The 20,535-nt window shown below is 56.4% G+C and carries 16 protein-coding genes; 8 read left to right on the top strand and 8 right to left on the bottom strand.

The window, feature by feature from the left end; all coding sequences use genetic code 11:
* Positions 1-28 precede the first annotated feature (28 nt).
* Both gorA and ACVCAM_RS16465 read left to right on the top strand, forming a co-directional pair.
* Positions 29-1,381 carry a glutathione-disulfide reductase gene (gorA, locus tag ACVCAM_RS16470; protein ID WP_407223737.1) on the top strand — a complete coding sequence of 451 codons (1,353 nt, stop codon included), beginning with the start codon at positions 29-31 and terminating at the stop codon, positions 1,379-1,381.
* 183 nt (positions 1,382-1,564) lie between these two features.
* Positions 1,565-3,214 carry an alpha,alpha-trehalase gene (locus ACVCAM_RS16465; protein WP_008503121.1) on the top strand — a complete coding sequence of 550 codons (1,650 nt, stop codon included), beginning with the start codon at positions 1,565-1,567 and terminating at the stop codon, positions 3,212-3,214.
* Positions 3,215-3,261: 47 nt separating this feature from the next.
* On the opposite strand, the gene ACVCAM_RS16460 is transcribed toward ACVCAM_RS16465, so the two are convergent.
* Positions 3,262-4,851, bottom strand: coding sequence for an STY4199 family HEPN domain-containing protein (locus tag ACVCAM_RS16460; protein ID WP_008503122.1), 1,590 nt, complete (start codon positions 4,849-4,851; stop codon positions 3,262-3,264).
* Positions 4,852-4,998: 147 nt separating this feature from the next.
* On the opposite strand from ACVCAM_RS16460, the gene ACVCAM_RS16455 reads away from it, so the two are divergent.
* Both ACVCAM_RS16455 and ACVCAM_RS16450 read left to right on the top strand, forming a co-directional pair.
* A complete protein-coding gene (locus tag ACVCAM_RS16455) occupies positions 4,999-5,538 on the top strand; it encodes a GNAT family N-acetyltransferase (RefSeq protein WP_069598862.1) in 540 nt (179 codons plus the stop codon).
* A 71-nt stretch (positions 5,539-5,609) separates the two neighbouring features.
* The gene (locus ACVCAM_RS16450) at positions 5,610-5,948 is read left to right on the top strand and encodes a lysozyme (protein ID WP_008503124.1); all 339 of its coding nucleotides are present in this window, start codon (positions 5,610-5,612) and stop codon (positions 5,946-5,948) included.
* Here ACVCAM_RS16450 and ACVCAM_RS16445 read toward each other — a convergent pair.
* Together ACVCAM_RS16445 and ACVCAM_RS16440 are read right to left on the bottom strand one after the other, a co-directional pair.
* Positions 5,927-6,529, bottom strand: coding sequence for a response regulator transcription factor (locus ACVCAM_RS16445; RefSeq protein ID WP_023294761.1), 603 nt, complete (start codon positions 6,527-6,529; stop codon positions 5,927-5,929). The genes ACVCAM_RS16450 and ACVCAM_RS16445 overlap by 22 nt on opposite strands.
* Before the next feature lie 154 nt (positions 6,530-6,683).
* A complete protein-coding gene (locus ACVCAM_RS16440; RefSeq protein ID WP_025910193.1) occupies positions 6,684-7,442 on the bottom strand; it encodes an SDR family NAD(P)-dependent oxidoreductase in 759 nt (252 codons plus the stop codon).
* Between the two features lie 119 nt (positions 7,443-7,561).
* On the opposite strand from ACVCAM_RS16440, the gene ACVCAM_RS16435 reads away from it, so the two are divergent.
* From ACVCAM_RS16435 to ACVCAM_RS16425, 3 genes are all read left to right on the top strand, one after another.
* Positions 7,562-8,461: a LysR family transcriptional regulator gene (locus tag ACVCAM_RS16435; RefSeq protein ID WP_008503127.1), complete on the top strand. Its 900-nt coding sequence runs from the start codon at positions 7,562-7,564 to the stop codon at positions 8,459-8,461.
* 50 nt (positions 8,462-8,511) lie between these two features.
* Positions 8,512-9,537 carry an inner membrane protein YhjD gene (gene yhjD / locus ACVCAM_RS16430; RefSeq protein ID WP_008503128.1) on the top strand — a complete coding sequence of 342 codons (1,026 nt, stop codon included), beginning with the start codon at positions 8,512-8,514 and terminating at the stop codon, positions 9,535-9,537.
* Positions 9,538-9,797: 260 nt separating this feature from the next.
* Positions 9,798-11,120, top strand: coding sequence for an MFS transporter (locus tag ACVCAM_RS16425; protein ID WP_407223738.1), 1,323 nt, complete (start codon positions 9,798-9,800; stop codon positions 11,118-11,120).
* Between the two features lie 93 nt (positions 11,121-11,213).
* Here ACVCAM_RS16425 and ACVCAM_RS16420 read toward each other — a convergent pair whose 3' ends face one another.
* A complete protein-coding gene (locus ACVCAM_RS16420; protein ID WP_367071430.1) occupies positions 11,214-13,256 on the bottom strand; it encodes an AsmA family protein in 2,043 nt (680 codons plus the stop codon).
* 65 nt (positions 13,257-13,321) lie between these two features.
* Positions 13,322-14,095: a cyclic-guanylate-specific phosphodiesterase gene (gene pdeH / locus ACVCAM_RS16415; RefSeq protein ID WP_008503227.1), complete on the bottom strand. Its 774-nt coding sequence runs from the start codon at positions 14,093-14,095 to the stop codon at positions 13,322-13,324.
* Between the two features lie 229 nt (positions 14,096-14,324).
* Between pdeH and ACVCAM_RS16410 the strand changes: the two genes are divergently transcribed.
* Positions 14,325-15,254, top strand: a complete 930-nt coding sequence (locus tag ACVCAM_RS16410; RefSeq protein WP_407223739.1) for a 2-dehydro-3-deoxygluconokinase — start codon at positions 14,325-14,327, stop codon at positions 15,252-15,254.
* Between the two features lie 57 nt (positions 15,255-15,311).
* Here the strand turns inward: ACVCAM_RS16410 and ACVCAM_RS16405 are convergent, their stop codons facing one another.
* The 3 genes from ACVCAM_RS16405 to hmsP form a co-directional block, all read right to left on the bottom strand.
* Complete coding sequence (locus ACVCAM_RS16405) at positions 15,312-16,805, bottom strand: M16 family metallopeptidase (protein WP_008503229.1); 1,494 nt, start codon at positions 16,803-16,805, stop codon at positions 15,312-15,314.
* Between the two features lie 227 nt (positions 16,806-17,032).
* Positions 17,033-18,319 carry a dicarboxylate/amino acid:cation symporter gene (locus ACVCAM_RS16400; RefSeq protein WP_021242141.1) on the bottom strand — a complete coding sequence of 429 codons (1,287 nt, stop codon included), beginning with the start codon at positions 18,317-18,319 and terminating at the stop codon, positions 17,033-17,035.
* Positions 18,320-18,478: 159 nt separating this feature from the next.
* Positions 18,479-20,485: a biofilm formation regulator HmsP gene (gene hmsP, locus ACVCAM_RS16395; RefSeq protein WP_023345069.1), complete on the bottom strand. Its 2,007-nt coding sequence runs from the start codon at positions 20,483-20,485 to the stop codon at positions 18,479-18,481.
* Between the last annotated feature and the right edge of the window lie 50 nt (positions 20,486-20,535).

The following is a 20,535-nucleotide window of genomic DNA, read 5'->3' as shown; positions in this document are numbered from 1 at the left end:
CGGCAATTCACGATTAAGGACAAAAGCTATGACTAAGCATTATGACTACATCGCCATCGGCGGTGGCAGCGGCGGCATCGCCTCCATCAACCGCGCGGCCATGTACGGCCAGAAGTGTGCGCTGATTGAAGCCAAAGCGCTGGGCGGCACCTGCGTGAACGTGGGTTGTGTACCGAAAAAGGTGATGTGGCATGCGGCGCAAATCCGTGAAGCTATCCATATGTATGGCCCGGACTACGGCTTTGACACCACCATCAACCACTTCGACTGGGACAAACTGATCGCCAGCCGTACCGCCTACATCGACCGTATTCACACCTCGTACGACAACGTGCTGGGCAAAAATAACGTCGACGTTATCCACGGTTTCGCCCGCTTTGTGGACGCGAAAACGATCGAAGTGAACGGTGAGACGATCACCGCCGATCACATCCTGATCGCCACCGGCGGCCGTCCGAGCCACCCGAACATCCCGGGCGTGGAATATGGCATCGACTCTGACGGTTTCTTCGAACTGCCTGCCCTGCCTAAGCGCGTTGCCGTGGTGGGCGCGGGTTACATCGCGGTGGAGCTGGCTGGCGTGATTAACGGTCTGGGTGCCGAAGCGCACCTGTTCGTGCGTAAACACGCGCCGCTGCGCAGCTTCGATCCGCTGATCGTTGATACGCTGGTTGAAGTGATGAACACCGAAGGCCCAACCCTGCATACCAACGCCGTGCCAAAAGCGGTGGTGAAAAATGCAGACGGCAGCCTGACGCTGGAGCTGGAGGATGGCCGCAGCCAGACCGTCGATTGCCTGATCTGGGCGATTGGTCGTGAACCGGCGAACGATAATTTCAACCTGGGCGTGACCGGCGTGAAAACCGACGAAAAAGGCTATATCGTCGTCGATAAATTCCAGAACACCAGCGTACCGGGCATTTATGCGGTCGGCGATAACACCGGTGCGGTTGAGCTTACCCCGGTTGCCGTTGCGGCGGGCCGCCGTCTCTCCGAGCGCCTGTTCAATAACAAGCCGGACGAGCATCTGGACTACAGCAACATCCCGACCGTGGTCTTCAGCCACCCGCCAATCGGCACCGTCGGCTTAACCGAGCCGCAGGCGCGCGAGCAGTATGGCGACGACCAGGTGAAAGTGTATAAATCCGCGTTTACCGCGATGTATACCGCCGTTACCTCCCACCGCCAGCCGTGCCGCATGAAGCTGGTCTGCGTCGGCCCGGACGAGAAGATTGTCGGTATCCACGGCATTGGCTTCGGCATGGATGAAATCCTGCAGGGCTTTGCGGTAGCGCTGAAGATGGGCGCGACCAAGAAAGATTTCGACAATACCGTGGCGATCCACCCAACGGCCGCCGAAGAGTTTGTCACCATACGTTAATGCATAAGCCCCTCTCCGGAGGGGCTTTTTTTATTCACATTCATAAATCGTTGCAAAACGAATGCTCCGAAAAGAGTGATCTACCGCACATATCCCTCCACATCTACCGAAGCGAATGTCTACGCTTATAAGACGCCCGGATAAACCTGTCTTTTGAACACACAACCGGAGGTCCCTATCACCATGTTCAACCAGAAACTACAGGCTACCGAGAACATCGAATTCGAGATTGCAGAAGAGCTGCGCTACGAGACCGATCCCTGCGAGTTGAAACTGGATGAAATGATTGAGGCGGAGCCGGAACCCGAGATGATCGAGGGGCTACCCGCCTCCGATGCACTGACGCCCGCAGACCGCTATCTTGAACTGTTTGAGCACGTGCAGTCCTCGCGCCTGTTCACGGACAGCAAAACCTTTCCCGACTGCGCGCCGAAGATGGATCCGCTGGATATCCTGATCCGCTACCGCAAGGTCAGACGCCACCGGGATTTCGACCTGCGCCAGTTTGTGGAAAACCACTTCTGGCTGCCGGAGACCTACAGTACGGAATATGTCTCCGACCCCGGTCTGTCCCTCAAAGAGCACATTGACAGCCTGTGGCCGGTGCTGACGCGCGAGCCGCAAGATCATATTCCCTGGTCTTCCCTGCTGGCGCTGCCCCAAGCCTATATCGTTCCCGGCGGACGATTCAGCGAGACCTACTACTGGGATTCCTATTTCTCCATGCTGGGGCTGGCGGAGAGCGGTCGTAACGATCTGCTGAAATGTATGGCGGATAACTTCGCCTGGCTGATTGAACGCTACGGGCATATTCCCAACGGCAACCGTACCTATTATCTCAGCCGCTCCCAGCCGCCGGTCTTTGCGCTGATGGTGGAGCTGTTTGAGGAGGACGGCGTGCGCGGTGCGAAACGCTATCTGGAACACCTCAAAATGGAGTACGCCTTCTGGATGGACGGCGCGGAGTCGCTCCTGCTTAACCAGGCCTACCGCAGCGCCGTGCGTATGCCGGACGGCTCGTTGCTCAACCGCTACTGGGATGACCGTGATACCCCGCGCGATGAATCGTGGATTGAGGACGTGGAAACTGCCCGCCATTCGGGCCGTCCGCCAAACGAGGTGTATCGCGACCTGCGCGCCGGGGCGGCGTCCGGCTGGGACTATTCCTCCCGCTGGCTGCGCGATCCGTCGCGGCTCGCCAGCATCCGCACGACGCAGTTTATCCCCATCGATCTGAACGCCTTCCTGTACAAGCTGGAAAGCGCAATCGCCAACATCTCGGCGTCGAAAGGGGATAAAGAGACGGCAGACCTGTTCCGCCAGAAAGCCAGCGATCGCCGCGAGGCAGTGAACCGCTATCTGTGGGACGAGGAGAGTGGCTGTTACCGCGATTACGACTGGCGACGCGAAGAGCTGGCGCTGTTTTCTGCCGCCAGCATTGTGCCGCTGTATGTCGGCATGGCGACCCATGAGCAGGCCGAGCGCCTGTCGGATGCGGTCAAGGCGCGACTGCTGACGCCGGGCGGGATTCTGGCGACCGAGTACGAAACCGGCGAGCAGTGGGATAAACCCAACGGCTGGGCGCCGCTGCAGTGGATGGCGATCCAGGGGTTCAAGCAGTACGGCAACGACTCGCTGGGGGATGAAATCGCCTGGAGCTGGCTGCATACGGTGAACCATTTTTATCAGACGCATCATAAGCTGATTGAGAAGTACCACATCGCCAGCAGCACGCCGCGCGAAGGGGGCGGGGGTGAGTATCCGCTGCAGGATGGTTTCGGCTGGACGAACGGCGTGGTGCGGCGGCTGATTGGGTTGTATGGGGAGCCTTGAATAGGGTGCGGGCTGGTGCCCTCTCCCACGGGGAGAGGGAGGAGAAATCAGCGAATCACCTCATAAATGGCGCTCTGAATAGACTGCCATTTTTTGGTGGTGGCATCCGGCTGTGACTTCGCACGGCGTGTGGCCATGTCGAGATCGTGCTGCTGGCGTTTCACCACCGCTGGCACGGTGCAGAAAGCTTTGAGGTACTCTTTACGTACCGAGGTCAGAGACTCGCCGTTCGACATCGCGTGGCTGAGCGTGTTGATGAAGCGCCGACACGGCTTCTCCTCCACCATGTTTTGCCGGTAGCGTAGCATCAGCTCCAGCACGTCGTCATAGCCTGCCGACATCGCCTCTTCGGTCCAGGACAGCTTCCAGTCCATACCGCCCTGCAAAAAGAGCTGGGTCACACGGGTGTCGTTGCGGTTAATGGCCGAGCGGAAATTATTCTCGTCCCAGGTCACTCCCATGCGCGTGAGCGTTTCGCGCGAGGAAGGCGTCTCACGCATTTCCTGTGGCGGCGCCGCTTCAGCCGCGCTGACGGCCGCAGGCTGCGGTTTACTGCTGGTCACCAGCCAGAAGCCTCCCGCCACGATGGCAATCACCATAACGCCAACCGCCCCCCATAACGCACCGGAAATGAGCTGCTCGCGTTGTTCGGGGGTGCGCGGCGCGCGCTGGGTCGGCTTTTCAATGGTGTCACGGACTTCAAACAGATCCCCACCGGTGACCCGATCCATTTTCTGCGCCTTTTCCCAGAAGGTATGCAGTTCGCTGGCATCTACCGCCATGAATCCCGCCGGATTGACGCGCGTTCTCCCCTCTTCAAACGCGCGTTGAACGGGCCGCGCGATCTGCGCATAGTAGTTATCCAGCAGCTGGATTTGCGCCGAGCTTAACGTTTTCTGGACGGTGATGTTGTTGCGAATTTGCCGAATGTCATCGAGGAAGGTTTGCAGCGTTTTACGCGGTTCAACCAGCAGCGTCAGCATGGACGGGTCGCTGAAAAGCGAAGCGTAATAGCGGCTGAACTCTTTTTTATCCACCAGCATTTGCGCCAGTTCGCTGAACATCATGCCGCTCAGGACATCGTTGATCTCGCCCAACTTCAGCCAGCGCCGTACGCGGTCGGCGTTAAACAAAGTCTTGAGATGGTTATTCAGCCTTACCTGATCGGGCCAGGCCTGCTGGATGAGCCCTTTTATCATGAGCTCTATCGCCCGCACCTGCTTATGCGCCTGCTGCTGCTGGAGTTCGCTGCCCGGAGCCAGCTCCGTGCTGTAGGTCAACAGCGGCTGCTGCAGGCGAAGGTGCTCCAGCGCGGTGACAAAGCGCATCGCCGCAATCAGCTGGTTTTCACTCACATCCTGTCCGCTTTCATACTGCGGCACGCGCTGCTGCAGCAGGCGCAGCTGGAGCGTAAATTCCGACATCTCGGCATCATTCAGGTTGAGTTTTTTCGCTACGGCTCCCCAGCCGCCCAGGGCTAATCGCGCGCTGTCCAGTTGTTCCAGAAACCAGCGTGGATCTTTGCCCTCAGAAGCATGTACATTCAGAAGAAGCAAAATTTCCACCGACGCATGGCGAATGACCGCCAGACAGTGTTCGAACTGTTCGCGAATATGATGTGATGTGCTGAGAGTCATTGTTTTCCTTAAGCGACAACGAAGACATCCGGATTGGCACGTAACGGCCTTTTTTCTTTTTATTTATACGCGGTTAACCATACCTGACTTTCTGTTGAAATAAAGTGACAACCCTAAAATCATTTAAAATGTTTCAGGAGAATCTGAATGCCGGTTTTAATTACCCCTCGCCTGAACTGCTCGCCTTTACGAGAAGAAGACTGGCCCTTTTTTCTGACGCTACAGCAGCATCCCGACGTCATGCGCTTTGTGGCGGAAGACCGCCCCGTCGCGGCGATCCGCGAGGCGTTTGATTCGCGCCTGACGCCCTGGACGCCAGGCAGCGCGCACTGGCTGTGCCTCGTCGTGCGTGACGCCGCTTCCAGGGCTCCGTTGGGCGTCACCGGGTATATTCATCGGGAGGAGGATTGCGCTGAGGTCGGTTTTCTTTTCGCTCCCGAGGCGCAGGGGAAAGGTTACGGCTTTGAATCCCTGAAAGCGCTTTGCGATTACGCTTTTCATCAGGGCGGTATACGTCGACTTACCGCCACCGTCACCGCCGGGAATGTCGCCTCACGACGTCTGCTGGAAAAAGCCCGCTTTTGCCTGGAGGGCGAATTACGCGAGAGCTATTACCTTGCGGGACGTTGGCATAATGACTGGTTATTTGGTTTATTGCGGCAGGAATATCTGAATAACAATCCCTGATCAATAGCCATTTGGCGGATATTTCTCGTACCTCATTTCCTCTACAGTGTCGCCATTAAGAGGAAATGAATATGAAAGAGCATGCGCTGAAAATATCTTCTGCCGCCATCGCGTTAATAAAGAAACATCAGGGTCTTTCTCTGGAAAAATATCGTGACGAAAAAGGATTATGGGTTATCGGCTATGGCCACGTTATCCGCGATCAGGAGCATTTTCACGGCCCTGTCACACCTCTGGAGGCTGAGACTTTGTTGCGCGAAGATATCCGGTTGTGTGAAGCGCTGCTGCGGGAAAATATGACACGTCCATTAACCCAACAGCAGCATGATGCGCTGGTGATGATGATATTCAGTTTCGGAGAGATAACGTCGCTCCCAAACGCGCTTTTTCAGGCCGTCGCCCGGGTATAATACATGGCTGCCTGCGTTCTGTTTTTCACGTCCAGCCGCCGGAAAAGCGCCTCGAGGTGCGCTTTTACCGTGGCCGCACTGATGTTCAGATTGCGGCCAATCTCTTTATTCGACTCCCCCGCCGCCAGCAATTTCAAGACTTCGCGCTGGCGCTCGCTCAAGGATAATAATGCCTGAGGCGACGTCGGCTCTCTGACCCACTCTCCGGGAAAACAGACCATCCCTCTGGATACCGAATCCAGTACGGCGGAAAACCGTTCGGGATTGGCGTTTCGGGGAACAATGGCCATGACGTTTCGCTGCCGCAGCTGCTCAGCACATTTGGCCTCTTTTTTCGCCAAAATCAGAATCACACGTATCGCCGGAAAGCGATGCAGGATCGCTTCCAGCAAAGTGCTCCCTTCGTCCTGAATTAAATTCCCATCAATCATGACGATAGCCGACGGTGAAGCAGAAATCTGAGTCCATAAATCTTCTGCCTGACAGGTCCCAGTTATATTTATTTCCGGAATCAACCTCTGAAGACTGTGTATCGCTCCGTGAATAAAGAGTGACTGCCTGTCAAACATGATTACTCGCATCGTTTTTTCCCCTCTGAGAATAGCGAAGGGGGATTCTACAGAGGCATTATTTAAGAAAAAACTCAACGAATGGATACGTTACAAATCCCCGGGGTTCTTTATATCTGTCAGTATTTAGACACATTTATCTTAAGGATTTACTCAAGCGCATACCTCACAGGAACATACCGCCTGATACTTCAATACGTTGCGCATTCATCCAGCCCAGTTTGTCGCTGAGCAGTGCCGCAATGGCATCGCCGATATCGTCAGGCAGCCCCACCCGCCCCAGCGCCGTCTGGGACGCCAGCATCTGGTTGAGCTCCGCGTTGTCGCGCACGTGTCCGCCGCCAAAGTCGGTTTCTATCGCACCAGGCGCAATGATATTGACGGAGATGCCGCGCGCGCCCAGCTCTTTCGCCTGATAACGCGTCAACACTTCCATTGCTCCTTTCATCGCCGCGTAGGTCGCCGACCCCGGCTGGGTAAAACGGGCCAGCCCGCTGGAGACGTTGAGGATCCGTCCGCCGTCGCTAAGCAGCGGCAGCAGGCGCTGCGTCAGGAAGAAAGGTCCTTTGAAATGAACGTTCAGCGCCTCGTCAAACTGGGCTTCCGTCGTGTCGGTATAAGGCGCATATAAACCCGTCCCGGCATTGTTCAATAAATAGTCGAACGTTTCACGCTGCCAGACGCTCTTAAGGGTCTCCTGAAGCTGTTGGGCAAAATGCTCAAAGCTCGTGATATCCCCGACGTTGAGCTGCAATGCCGCCGCGTTGACGCCTTTTTCCTGAATTTCATGCACAACGTCCAGCGCTTCCTGCTGGCTGCGGTTGTAGGTCAGCACAATTCCCGTGCCGTCTGCCGCCAGCTTTAAGGCAGCGTTTTTACCCAAACCACGGCTACCACCCGTCACTAATGCGATACGTTCAGTCATCATAAACCTCGTTTTGGCTGTTATGGAGATTGAGTAAGAGCTTATTAGGTGATAGAAAATCAATAAAGATGAGTTAAAACGCTTCACTGTTTCAGCACAAACAACAATGAGCTATATCTATGGATAAAATTCACGCAATGCAGCTGTTTGTTCGCGTCGCGGAACTGGAGAGTTTTTCCCGCGCGGCAGAAACATTAACGTTGCCGAAAGGCAGCGTGTCACGACAGATTCAGGCCCTCGAAAACCGGCTTGGCACCCAGCTATTGCACCGCACCACCCGCCGCGTCAGCCTGACGCAGGACGGTATGGTCTATTACGAACGGGCAAAAGATCTGCTGGCAAACCTCGATGAGCTGGACGGTATGTTTTTGCACGATCCCTCCAGCATCAGCGGACGGCTCCGCGTGGATATGCCCGTCGCCGTAGCTCGAAATTTAGTCATCCCCAAACTGCCTGCTTTTCTGCAGCATTATCCGGGCATCGAGCTGGAGCTCAGCAGCAGCGATCGTCTGGTGGATGTGATCCGCGAAGGGTTTGACTGCGTGGTACGCGTCGGCACGCTGAAAGATTCAGGACTTATTGCCCGACCGTTGGGCAAGCTGTCGGTGATTAACTGCGCCAGCCCGGATTATCTGGCGCGTTTTGGCTACCCGGAAACGCTGGACGATTTAGGCTCGCACGCCGTCATTCACTACACCGCTACGCTGGGAACTCGCCCACAGGGCTTTGAGTTTTATAACGGCAGTACGACGCAGTGGATAAAAACGGGAGGGGTGTTAACTGTTAACAGCACCGAAACTTACCAGGCTGCCTGCCTCGCCGGGCTGGGCATCATTCAGGTTCCGCGGGTTGGGGTGCGAGATTTACTGCGCGCGAAGAAACTGATTGAAATTCTCCCGCAATACCGGGCCGAACCAATGCCTGTCTCCCTGATTTATCCCCACCGGCGCAACCTCTCCCGCCGGGTACATCTGTTCATGGAGTGGCTGACCGAACTCACAAAAGCTTACGTGGACTAGTCGCAAGCTATAATTCAGTAACATCCAGCCAAACGAAAAGGAAAAGACGCGTGACGCCGGAAAATAACCCGCAACGACCCACCCAACATTTAGAGTATGAACCCATCAAGAAGATGGAGACCGAGCCGGAAGAGACCAGGTCTCCAGGTACCGCCAGCAAAGCGCTGGGGACCGTCACCGGCATTATCGCCAGAATTCAGCAGTTTCCCATGATTGCGCATCTGATACGTGCGACCGAACGCTTTAATGACCGTATGGGAAACCAGTTTGGTGCCGCCATCACCTATTTTTCCTTCCTGTCGATGATCCCGATCCTGATGGTGTCGTTTGCGGCGGCCGGTTTTGTGCTCGCCTCGCACCCGACGCTGTTGCAGGATATCTTTAACAAAATCCTGAATAACGTCAGTGATCCAACCCTTGCCAGCACGCTCAAAAGCACCATCAATACCGCCGTCCAGCAGCGCACTACCGTCGGTATCGTCGGTTTGCTGATTGCCCTTTACTCCGGCGTTAACTGGATGGGCAACCTGCGTGAGGCCATTCGCGCCCAGTCGCGCGATGTCTGGGAGCGTAAGCCGCAGGATCAGGAGAAAATTTGGGTGAAGTATCTCCGCGACTTTGTTTCGCTGATTGGCCTGCTCGTCGCGCTCATCGTGACGCTGTCCATTACCTCCGTGGCGGGCTCGGCGCAGCAGATGATCATCTCCGCGCTCTACCTTGATTACATCGAATGGCTGAAGCCCGCCTGGCGCAGCATTGGGCTGGCCATTTCCATCTTCGCCAACTACCTGCTGTTCTTCTGGATCTTCTGGCGCTTGCCCCGTCATCGTCCCCGCAAGAAGGCGCTGATCCGCGGCACGTTGATCGCGGCGATCGGCTTTGAGGTGATTAAAATCGTGATGACCTACACCCTGCCGTCGCTGGTGAAATCCCCTTCCGGCGCGGCGTTCGGCTCGGTGCTGGGATTAATGGCATTCTTCTACTTCTTCGCACGGTTAACCCTGTTCTGCGCCGCGTGGATCGCCACTGCCGAGTACAAAGACGACCCGCGAATGCCGGGCAAAACGCACCGTTAACGCCTCTCCCGGGCTGAAATTTCAGCCCGATTCATCATTTCAGCATATAAATCCAGTCCGTAACTTTTATTTAACCGAAAACCAGTTTTATTGACTGATATTTAAAATCTGTGAAGCATTTCATAGACGTGTTTTGGCTGGCCTGAAAATTATCCGCTTTTTGTTGCTTTTATCACCAGGTCGCGGCTTTGTTACAGATTGAAATGTCGCTTTTGCTGTGCGTAATATGGCCTTTCGTTCGACAAAAATAAGAAAATATTATGCAAGCAACCGCCACCACACTCGACTCAGAAACCGAAAACGTTCCGGTAAATTCGCGAAATAAAGTTGTCGTCGCCTCGCTGATTGGCACCGCCATCGAGTTCTTCGACTTTTACATTTACGCCACCGCGGCGGTCATCGTCTTCCCGCACATTTTCTTCCCGCAGGGCGATCCGACGGCGGCCACGCTGCAGTCTCTGGCGACCTTTGCTATCGCGTTTGTTGCGCGTCCGATTGGCTCCGCGCTGTTTGGACACTTTGGCGATCGCATCGGACGTAAAGTGACGCTGGTGGCCTCGCTGCTGACGATGGGGATCTCCACCGTGGCCATCGGCCTGCTGCCGACGTATGAGACCATCGGCATTCTGGCGCCGGTCCTGCTGGCGCTGGCGCGTTTTGGTCAGGGTCTGGGACTGGGTGGTGAATGGGGTGGCGCGGCGCTGCTGGCCACCGAGAACGCCCCGGCGCGCAAGCGCGCGCTGTATGGTTCTTTCCCGCAGCTTGGCGCACCGATTGGCTTCTTCTTCGCCAACGGGACGTTCCTGCTGCTCTCCTGGCTGCTGACGGATGAACAGTTCATGAGCTGGGGCTGGCGTATCCCGTTTGTCTTCTCAGCCGTGCTGGTGCTGATTGGCCTGTACGTGCGTGTTTCTCTGCATGAGACCCCTGTTTTCGCGAAAGTGGCCGCGGCGAACAAGCAGGTGAAAGTGCCGCTGGGCACGCTGCTGACCAAACACGTCCGCGTGACCATACTGGGCACGTTCATCATGCTGGCCACCTATACGCTGTTCTACATCATGACCGTCTACTCCATGACCTTCAGTACCGCCGCCGCGCCGGTTGGGCTGGGTCTGCCGCGTAACGAAGTGCTGTGGATGTTGATGATGGCGGTGATCGGGTTTGGCGTGATGGTTCCGATTGCGGGCCTGCTCGCGGATAAGTTCGGTCGTCGCGCAAGCATGATCACCATCACCACGCTGATCGTTCTGTTTGCTCTGTTCATCTTCCCGCCGCTGCTGGGTTCAGGCAGCCCGGCGCTGGTGATGGCCTACCTGCTGATTGGCCTGAGCCTGATGGGGCTGACCTTCGGCCCGATGGGGGCGTTGCTGCCAGAGCTGTTCCCGACGGAAGTGCGTTATACCGGCGCGTCGTTCTCCTATAACGTCTCGTCTATTCTGGGCGCCTCCGTTGCGCCGTATATCGCCACCTGGCTGCAGGCAAACTACGGCCTGTTCTATGTGGGCGTTTATCTGGCGGCCATGGCGGCACTGACGCTGATTGCGCTGCTGCTGACGCACGAGACGAAACACCAGGCTCTGTAAGCTAATGCCGGGTGGCGGCTACGCCTTACCCGGCCTACGATTCAAATGTAGGCCGGCTAAGCGCAGCGCCACCCGGCAAAAACAGGCCGCTCCTTACTTCTTCATCTGTGACAAAATGGTCCGGCACTGATTCGCCTCGCCTTCTGACGGCGAAATCAACGCCAGCAGCGCTGCGGCGGGGGTAACCAGCGTCGCAAGCGCCGCAGCCACCGCGCCACGCGCAATCAGCGGTCCGGGCTTCACGCCCGCCTGCGGATTTTTGAAGGTTCCGCGCACGTAAAGCGGCGAGCGCAGGGTGATGATTCGGACACCCTTACTTTCCGGGTCAATCGTCAAATCAAGCTGCTCCGAGGCCATGCTGGCGGTACCGGTCACGTTAATGACCGCGTTTTCCGTGTCGAAGGCAAAAATCTGCGGACGCGCCACGCCGTTAACCAGATCCAGATTGGCCGCCGCGCAGTTCACCCGCACCTCATCATCACCGAAGATTTGCCCGATGATGTAGTTCCCGACGTTCAGGCCCAGGATTTCCATCAGGTTGCGGCTCACCAGCCCGTCGTTCATCAGCAGCTTCAGGTTGCCATTACCGCTGCCCAGCAGCGCCGCCACGGAGTTCCCCACGCCGCGAATGTCGGCATCGCCGTTCATCTCGCCGAGCGTCTTCTGCATCAGCTCGACGTTCGGCATCAGCGCTTTCAGCTTAAGCCTGCGCGCCTGAATCTCCGCCCGGCCCTGCATCGGCTTTTTATCGCCTTCCAGGTGAATGTTGGAGGAAATCGTCCCGCCCGCCATGCCAAACTTCAGCGGCTGCAGGCGCAGATCGGCATTTTTCAGGATGATATGCGTCGAGAGGTCGCTCAGCGGCAACGTGCTGCCATGCTCAATCTTACGCCCTTTGAAGCGGACGTCCGCATCCATCACGTTCCACTTATCGGTTTCAAAGCGATCGTAAGGCAGCACTTTTCCCGCAGGTTGAATGTCCTTTTTCACCTCTTTTGACTTCGTACCTTTACCGGAATCCACGCCGATCAGCGGGCCGAGATCGGCCAGACGCAGCTGGCGGGACTCAACGTCCCCTTCCAGCTTCGGTCTCGGTTTTCCGGTGGTGTAGGTCAGCGAGCCGTGGATATCGCTGTCGCCGATGCGGCCGTTAAAATCACGGTAGTCAAAAACCGACGATTTTTCGCTGTCGATTTTGGCGACCAGATGCCCGTCCGTTTCGAACGGCGGGGTATCCGGCAGCAGCACGCCGGTCAGCTCATACAGCTCGCCCAGCGAATCACCGGCAAATTTAAGCTGAAGATCGACGCCGCCCATGTTCATCGGGTCGTTAACCGTTCCCACGAACGCCACGCGGGTGTTACCGGAGCGGAAGTCCGCCTGCACCGGGAACGGCGTGCCTTCGCTCCGGAGCGCCAACATGCCGCCTATTTTCCCTTTACCGGTGAGCGGCTGGTCGTTGTAGCGTCCTTTTGCCGTCAGGCCGAAGACATAGTCGCCCACGCTTGCCGTGTCACCTTTGGCTTTCGTCCCCGTGACCTCGCTAAACGGCAGCGGCTTGCCGAGCGGATCGACCAGGATCTCCACGTCGGCCTTGCTGACCTTATCGTCGATGGCGATCCGCCCGCGATCGAAGAGAATATTGTCGAGACGGAATGACCAGGAGGAAGGCTGGGCGTTCGGATCCTTTTCGCCATCGCTGGCAAGGTTAAACGTCCAGTTGTTGTTTTTTTCAGAGAGGCGGATCAGGCGCGCGTCGGGCTGCTGAAGTTTGATCCACGGCAGATAGACCGTTTTGGTCAGCAGCGCGAGCGGGGCCAGCGTGGCCTCAACGCGCGGCAGGTGGATCATGGTGACGTCCGGGATATCCGGCGGGTTACCGAGAATGATGTCGTCGGCGTGGACGTGCGGCCAGGGGATCCAGCTTCGCCAGCCGGGCTCCTCTTTCTGACGCTCCCACACGACCCCTAAATCACCGCGTATGGCGAAGGGGCGGTTCAGTTCGGTTGAGACTTTCTGGTTGATGGTCGGCTTAAGACGGTTCCAGTCAAACGTCGCGATAATAATGGCGACGACCACGATCAACAACAAGAAAATCCCTGCTGTCCAGGAGATCACCCTGGTTGTTCTTGTCATTTTTATCCCCTTTCCTGATGACCTGTCCTGTAAAACTATAGTCCAGACAAAGGGAAGCGGGCTTATCAGAGGGTAGTTATCACGCTATCGAGGCGATCCATGGGTACCGGTCGGGAGAGAAAATAGCCTTGCGCCGCCGCGGCAGGCGAGCTTTGCACATCACGCCACTCTTCTAGCGTTTCCACACCTTCAACAATCACGCCCTGGCAATAGCGGTTCATCAGCTGTAATAACAGCGTAAACAGGTTCCGCCCTTCCGGGGTCTGACGCAGCATAATGAACAGATCGCGGGCCACTTTAATGTAGTCATAACGCACTTCACTCAGAGCCGAAAAGTTCGCCATGCCGGTGCCAAAGTCATCCAGCCACAGCGGGCCGTATTCGCATATGGAGGCGAACGAGGAGTCCTGCGGCAGGCGGACATGCTCCACCAGCTCAAAGCGCACCCACGGCAGGGTGGCGATCAGCGCCTGCAATTTCGCGTTCTGACGCAGCGCCAGCAGAGTGGGGCCATCAACATTCACTGAGGCGAGGATATCGTGCTGTTCGAAAAAGGGCTGCTTCGTTGCCAGCATACGGAGCTGCTCTTCCAGCACGTCAAGACGCTGGCGAACGGCCACTTCGGCAAAATAGCGATCCGGTGCGATACGCTGGGTAGGGTTTGAGGGATGCGTTACGACGGTCAAAATTTCAATGGCCATCAGTCGACCGTCTGTTCGGTATATCGGCTGATAGGTATACGCACGCTCACATTGCAGCCAGTAGCGATGCTCCTGCAAGTTCTCAATACTTGCCTCAGGCGTGGTGCTCAGCCGCTGGATAACCTGCTCTGACTTCATTTCAGATGTCCTGTTGTTGGGATGGCCTTTCTGGACTCGTCACAGGATTATCGGCGCGACAATTGAGAACTTTATGTTCAATTCACCGGGAAAATGAAATTAAGATGACAGAAATGCGCAGGAACACGCGCTGGCTCAAATAAAATAATGGAACGTTGTTTTAATATAGTTGACCGGTTAATTCACTCAGCGCACACTGCTGATCATTCTTCTGTTCAGGTTCACGATTATGTCTAAAAAAATTGCCGTGATTGGCGAATGCATGATTGAGCTGTCACAAAAAGGCGCGGAAGTGAGCCGCGGATTTGGTGGCGATACGTTAAACACCTCCGTTTATATTGCCCGCCAGGTTGCGCCTGAGGCGCTCACCGTGAACTACGTTACCGCTCTGGGGACGGACAGCTTCAGCCAGCAGATGCTGGAGGCCTGGCAAAGTGAACATATTGATACCTCGCTGATCCAGCGTATGGAAAACCGCCTGCCGGGTTTGTATTACATTGAGACCGACGACACCGGCGAACGAACGTTTTATTACTGGCGTAACGAAGCCGCGGCCAAATTCTGGCTGGAGAGCGAGGATGCCGCGGCCATCTGCGAAGCGCTGTCGACCTTCGACTACCTCTATCTGAGCGGGATCAGCCTGGCGATCCTGAGCCCCACCAGCCGTGAAAAGCTGCTCTCGCTGCTGCGCGAATGCCGTGCCAACGGCGGCAAGGTCATTTTCGATAACAACTACCGCCCGCGCCTGTGGGCCAGCCGTGAAGAGACGCAGCAGGTCTATCAGCAGATGCTGCAATGCACCGACATCGCCTTCCTGACGCTCGACGATGAAGACGCCCTCTGGGGGGAGAAACCAGTAGAGGACGTGATTGCACGCACGCAGGCGGCTGGCGTGCGCGAAGTGGTGATTAAGCGCGGTGCGGAGTCGTGCCTGGTCGCGATTACGGGTGAAGCGGCGATTGAGGTCCCGGCTGTGAAGCTTGCCAAAGAGAAAGTGATTGATACCACGGCGGCGGGTGATTCATTCAGTGCGGGCTATCTGGCGGTACGCCTGACGGGCGGAACGCCGGAAGCGGCGGCACAGCGTGGACATCTGACGGCCAGCACGGTGATTCAGTATCGCGGGGCGATTATTCCGCGTGAGGCGATGCCTGTTTAAGTAGGGTGCGGGCTGATGCCCTAACCCTCTCCCACAGGGAGAGGGTTAGTCTACGCATTACTGCCCTTGCGGGATATCCGTCGCGTCCGGGTGTAAATCATCAGCCGTCGCGGCCTGCGTCGGCTGCGGCGCGGTCGCCATGATGGAATCCCAGGTCTTCTGAAGTTCCTTCATGTCATATTCCGGTTCGCCCTTCGGCTGCAGAAGGATCAACGCCATCTCCTGCGACAGCTGCTGACGGAGATCCTGGTTGAGCATTTCGACGGTCAGACCGTTCAGGAAATCCTGACGGAGCTTCTGGTACTGTTCCGGCGCAATATCCACCACCTGATTCTGCAGGGAACGAATACGCTGGCTGATCAGAATATCGGTATCGGCGCGCGCGTAGGTCGCAAACAGCTTCTGCAGCTCGAGTTTTTTCTGCGCCACAAGCGCGTTGAATTCCTCTTCGGAAAGCCCCTCTTTACGCACTTTTGCCAACTCTTTCGCGACGACACCCAGATTGGCATTCAGCTTATCACCCGGTGATTCAACGTTAATGGCGCATTGCGCACGCTGGAACAGCACGCGGCAGTCAAAGCCAAGACCGATATTCTTCACGTTGTTCTTACTGAGCGTCTGCTGAACGTGCCAGAACAGCGCTTCACGCGCCAGGTCGGCACGCCAGTAGCGCAACAGCGCCGCGGACTCACGGATGGGCTGCCAGGCGTTATCCCACATCACAGAGAGTCGGTCCTGACGCACGGTGTCCGTCATAATGCTGACAGGCTCTGCACGCAGCGGGGAGAGTGTCGGAACAGGGGCAGGCGATTCACGCTTGCCTTTCAGATCGCCAAACGCTTTGTTGATCTGCTCCACCACCGCGCGGCTGTCCACGTTACCCACCACGATCAGCGTCATCGCGTCCGGGGTGTACCACTTCTGGTAGAACGATTTCACCTGCTCGGCGTCCACCGGCTGTTTTAGCGGTTCGGCAGGGTCATGTCCCAGCAACGTCGAGCCTTTCAGGCGGTAACGCCACCAGCCCTCTTTGGTATCACCAGGCCAGGTCGCCACCATGTCGCTATTGCTCAACGCATAGTTGACGGTGTCCGGCGTAATCGCCAGATTGCCGGAGGCATCGGAGAGATACGTCAGGGCTTCTTTAAGCAGATCGTTGCGGTTATTAGGCAGGCTCAGGTTAAACATAGTGTAGTCATACGAGACCACAGCCGGAGGAAGCGGGCGCTTCGGATCGATGGCCTGTTGCCAGAGCGAACGCACCTGAACCGCTTGCAGGCTGCCGCTCTGCGTGAGCGCCAGCCGGGGAATAAAGTGGCTGAAACCGGTTTGCTGGGTGCTTTCCGTGAGGGAACCGGTATTAACAGACAGACGGATTTCAATACGGTCACTGGGACGTTGCGGCGTGGCTAACACCTGCCACTGAAAACCGTTCGCTAGTGTCCCTTGTTGCCAGGCCGGGTCTGGCTGGAGCGCATCTGCCTGCACATAACTGGCTGCTGCCATCATCAGCAAACCGCCGGTTAAGAGTCGAATTTTTGTGCCCTGCATGTGAACCCCTGATCAACATTCCTGGTTAAAAAAGAGTGCCTCGCGACGCGCTTCACTCTTAAAGATGACGATGAAAACACGTCGATTAGACCGCGCGTTCGGCAAAACGTCACGGTCCGAAGTGAAATATACCCAAAAAAAATCTTGTCGAATTATGACAGGTATGAACAGTTATTATGCGCAGGAGCCCGCATCCCCACAAGGGAATACGGGCATTTGTGACAAGATTAAGAGGATAAGCCAGGATTTTTGCTGTCAGTTGAACGATTATTCAGAGTATCGTCGAGCTTTTTGTGATCCAGCTCTTTCACCCATTTCGCGACCACTACCGTTGCCACGCCGTTACCCACCAGGTTGGTTAACGCACGCGCCTCTGACATAAAGCGGTCAATACCGAGAATCAACGCCAGGCCCGCCACCGGCAGGTGCCCCACTGCAGAGATAGTGGCTGCCAGCACGATAAAGCCGCTGCCCGTTACGCCCGCCGCGCCTTTAGAGGAGAGCAGGAGCACCACCAGCAGGGTGATCTGATGGAAAATATCCATATGGCTGTTGGTCGCCTGTGCGATAAACACCGCCGCCATCGTCAGGTATATCGAGGTGCCGTCCAGGTTGAAGGAGTAGCCCGTCGGGATCACCAGCCCAACCACCGATTTACGACACCCGAGTTTCTCCATCTTATCGAGCATGCGCGGCAGCGCCGATTCTGACGAGGAGGTTCCCAGAACAATCAGCAGCTCTTCGCGGATGTAACGGATAAATTTGAAGATGCTGAAACCGGTCGCGCGGGCGATGGAGCCCAGCACCACCACCACGAAAAGAATACAGGTGATATAGAAACAGATAATCAGCTGACCCAACTGGACCAGCGTACCGACGCCATACTTACCGATGGTGAAGGCCATCGCACCGAAGGCACCGATGGGCGCCAGGCGCATGATCATATTGATGATGCCGAAGATGACCTGCGAGAAGCTTTCGATCACGTTAAAGATCAGCTGGCCTTTGCTGCCCAGACGGTGCAGGGCGAAGCCAAACATCACGGCGAACAGCAGCACCTGGAGGATGTTTCCGCTGGCGAACGCGCCAATGACGCTGCCAGGAATGACGTCCAGCAGGAAGGCCACCACGCCCTGATCCTTCGCCTGTTCGGCATAGACCGCAACCGCTTTGGCATCCAGCGTCGAGGGATCGACGTTCATCCCCGCACCTGGCTGCACCACGTTAACGATGACCAGACCAATAATCAGCGCAAGGGTACTGACCACTTCAAAATAGAGAAGCGCCACTGCACCGGTACGGCCAACCGCCTTCATGCTTTCCATGCCAGCGATGCCCGTGACGACCGTACAGAAGATCACCGGAGCGATGACCATTTTAATGAGCTTAACGAACGCGTCGCCAAGCGGTTTCATTTGCGCGCCCAGTTCAGGGTAATAGTGACCCAGCAGAATACCGATGGCGATGGCTGTCAGGACCTGGAAATAAAGACTTTTGAAGAGTGAGGTTTTCATAGGGTGTCCTTGGGAAGAAAAACCACAGGCTTTGTAAGGTTATGGTTAACCTGCGGCTTTAAAATAACACCCGCATAACAGGACAGAAATAAACTCAGTTCAAATTTGAAACACAAATGTTAAGAGATTTGAGCTGGCTCGCACAAGCCAGCAACAAAATTACACTTTTGCGTTATTGTCAGCACCAGAAAGGTATCGTTCTTCAAAGACATCCGAAGGCACTGCGGGGGCAAACAGGAAACCCTGCCCGCTCTCCACGCCCGCCTCTGCCAGCCAGGCGCGTTGCGCGTCGGTTTCAATTCCCTCGGCAATAAGGTGCAGGTTGAGGCTGCGCGCCATCTGGATAATCGCCTGCACCATGCTGCTGTCGTCCGGCAGACCGTCGACAAACGCTTTGTCAATTTTCAGCACATCCACCGGAAGCGTCTTCATGTGCTGAAGCTGGCGCAGCCCGGCGTAGCCCATGCCAAAATCGTCCAGGGCAATGCGAATGCCGGCATTACGCAGCGGCTTAAGAATCGCGACCGCCTCATTGGGGTCGTCAATGCGTCGACTCTCCGTCACTTCCAGGGTCAAGGTATCCGGTTTGATGCGGTAACGATGGATCAGCTCCAGCATCTCAGAAACCATGGTCGGGTGCATAAGCTGCATGGCAGACAAATTGACCGACAGCGGCAGCGTTATGCCGCGCTCCTGCCAGGCGGCAAGCTGACGACAGGACTCTTCGAGCACCCAGTAGCCGACGGTGACCATCAGGCCGCAGGACTCGATGCGCTCAATCAGCCCTTCCGGCAGCTCCCATGTGCCATCCGGCTGCTGCAGACGCAGCAGGGCCTCGGCGCTTTTTACCTCTCCCGTCCGCAGATCCACCTGCGGCTGCAGCCAGAGGGCAAACTGGCGGTTATCCAGCGCGGTCAGGATGTCGCTCTCTTCCGTCAGGCGCTGCTGCGCCTTTTCCATCTGCGCCGGGTCGAAGAACTGGATTTGGTTTTTCCCTTTGCGCCGGGCGGTAAAGGCCGCCGAGAAGGCGCGGCGATAAAGCTGTTCCGCGGTCAGGTCGCCATAGAACATGGCAATCCCGATACTGGCACTCGGGCGAAGCTGGATACCCTGAATCGGCAGCCGCTCATTAATGACAGTGAGTACTTGCTGACCTAACGTGATCGCATGCCAGGGTTCTTTTACGCCGTTGGCAATCACCACCAGGTCGTAACCGCTGACCTGGGTCAGCACCATGCGCGGGGCAAGGACAGATTTGATCTTTTCCACCAGGGTGAGCAGCAGCATCTCTCGCTGGCTCTCCTGAAGCACGCCAGCCGTGTCCTGCAGGGTTTCACAGGCAATGACCATCAGCGCGGTGGTTTGCTGGCGCTCAACGGTTTGCTCCAGCATCGCCATCAGGAACGCTTTATTGGGAAGCTCCGATACCGGAAAACGGGTGGCGCTACTGTTCATCTCATCCTGCTGACGCTGGATGCGCTGCTGGTTGAGGTTGTAGCTGCGCACCAGCATGCCGATCTCATCGTCATGATGCAGACGCGGCAGCTCAAGCTGGTGTCCCATCTGATCCTGCGGCGCAAGCGTGTTCAGCTCGCGGGCGATACGGCGCAGGGGATGGACAATCAGCCGGTTAATGCACCAGGTCAGCGCCACGCTGAGAATAAGCGTCATAAGTAAGCAAGTGGTCACTAACGTAACCACCCAACTCATGACGAATTTATACATGCGGTAGGAGTCTGCCTGTAACACCAGGTAGGCCAGAGGCTGTGGATTCGCTGGGCGCTCAAGCGAATAAACGGGAAGCGAAATTTGCACCGGCAGCTCAAACAGGCGCATCACCATCATCGGGACGGGACGCTCCGGGATAAAGCTCATCCGCAGCGCCTGAAACTGATTGGGTAGCACGACGTCCGCCCGGCTCACAACACCGGCTGGCTGAATACGTTTCAGAATGGTTTCCGCTTCGGGGATATCCCCTTTCAGGATGGAGGCAGACAGCGGGCCGCGTACCGAGCGGGCGATACTTTCTAATTGCGAAGCCGTGTTATAGCGATTCTGCTGTACGGAATGAAACAGCAAAATTACGCAGAAGAGCAGGACAAACAGCATGGTGACGGCAGAGACCATCGCCATCTGTTTGATTGTTAAGGAACGGCTGACACGCAAAATGACTCTCCACAAAACTCGAAGCGCAGGGCGCGCCAGGGTGTAAACCT

The organism is Enterobacter sp. CFEC122 (assembly GCF_052983755.1).
The sequence above is the reverse complement of the archived record's forward strand: the minus strand, read 5'-3'. Positions and strand labels throughout refer to the sequence as shown.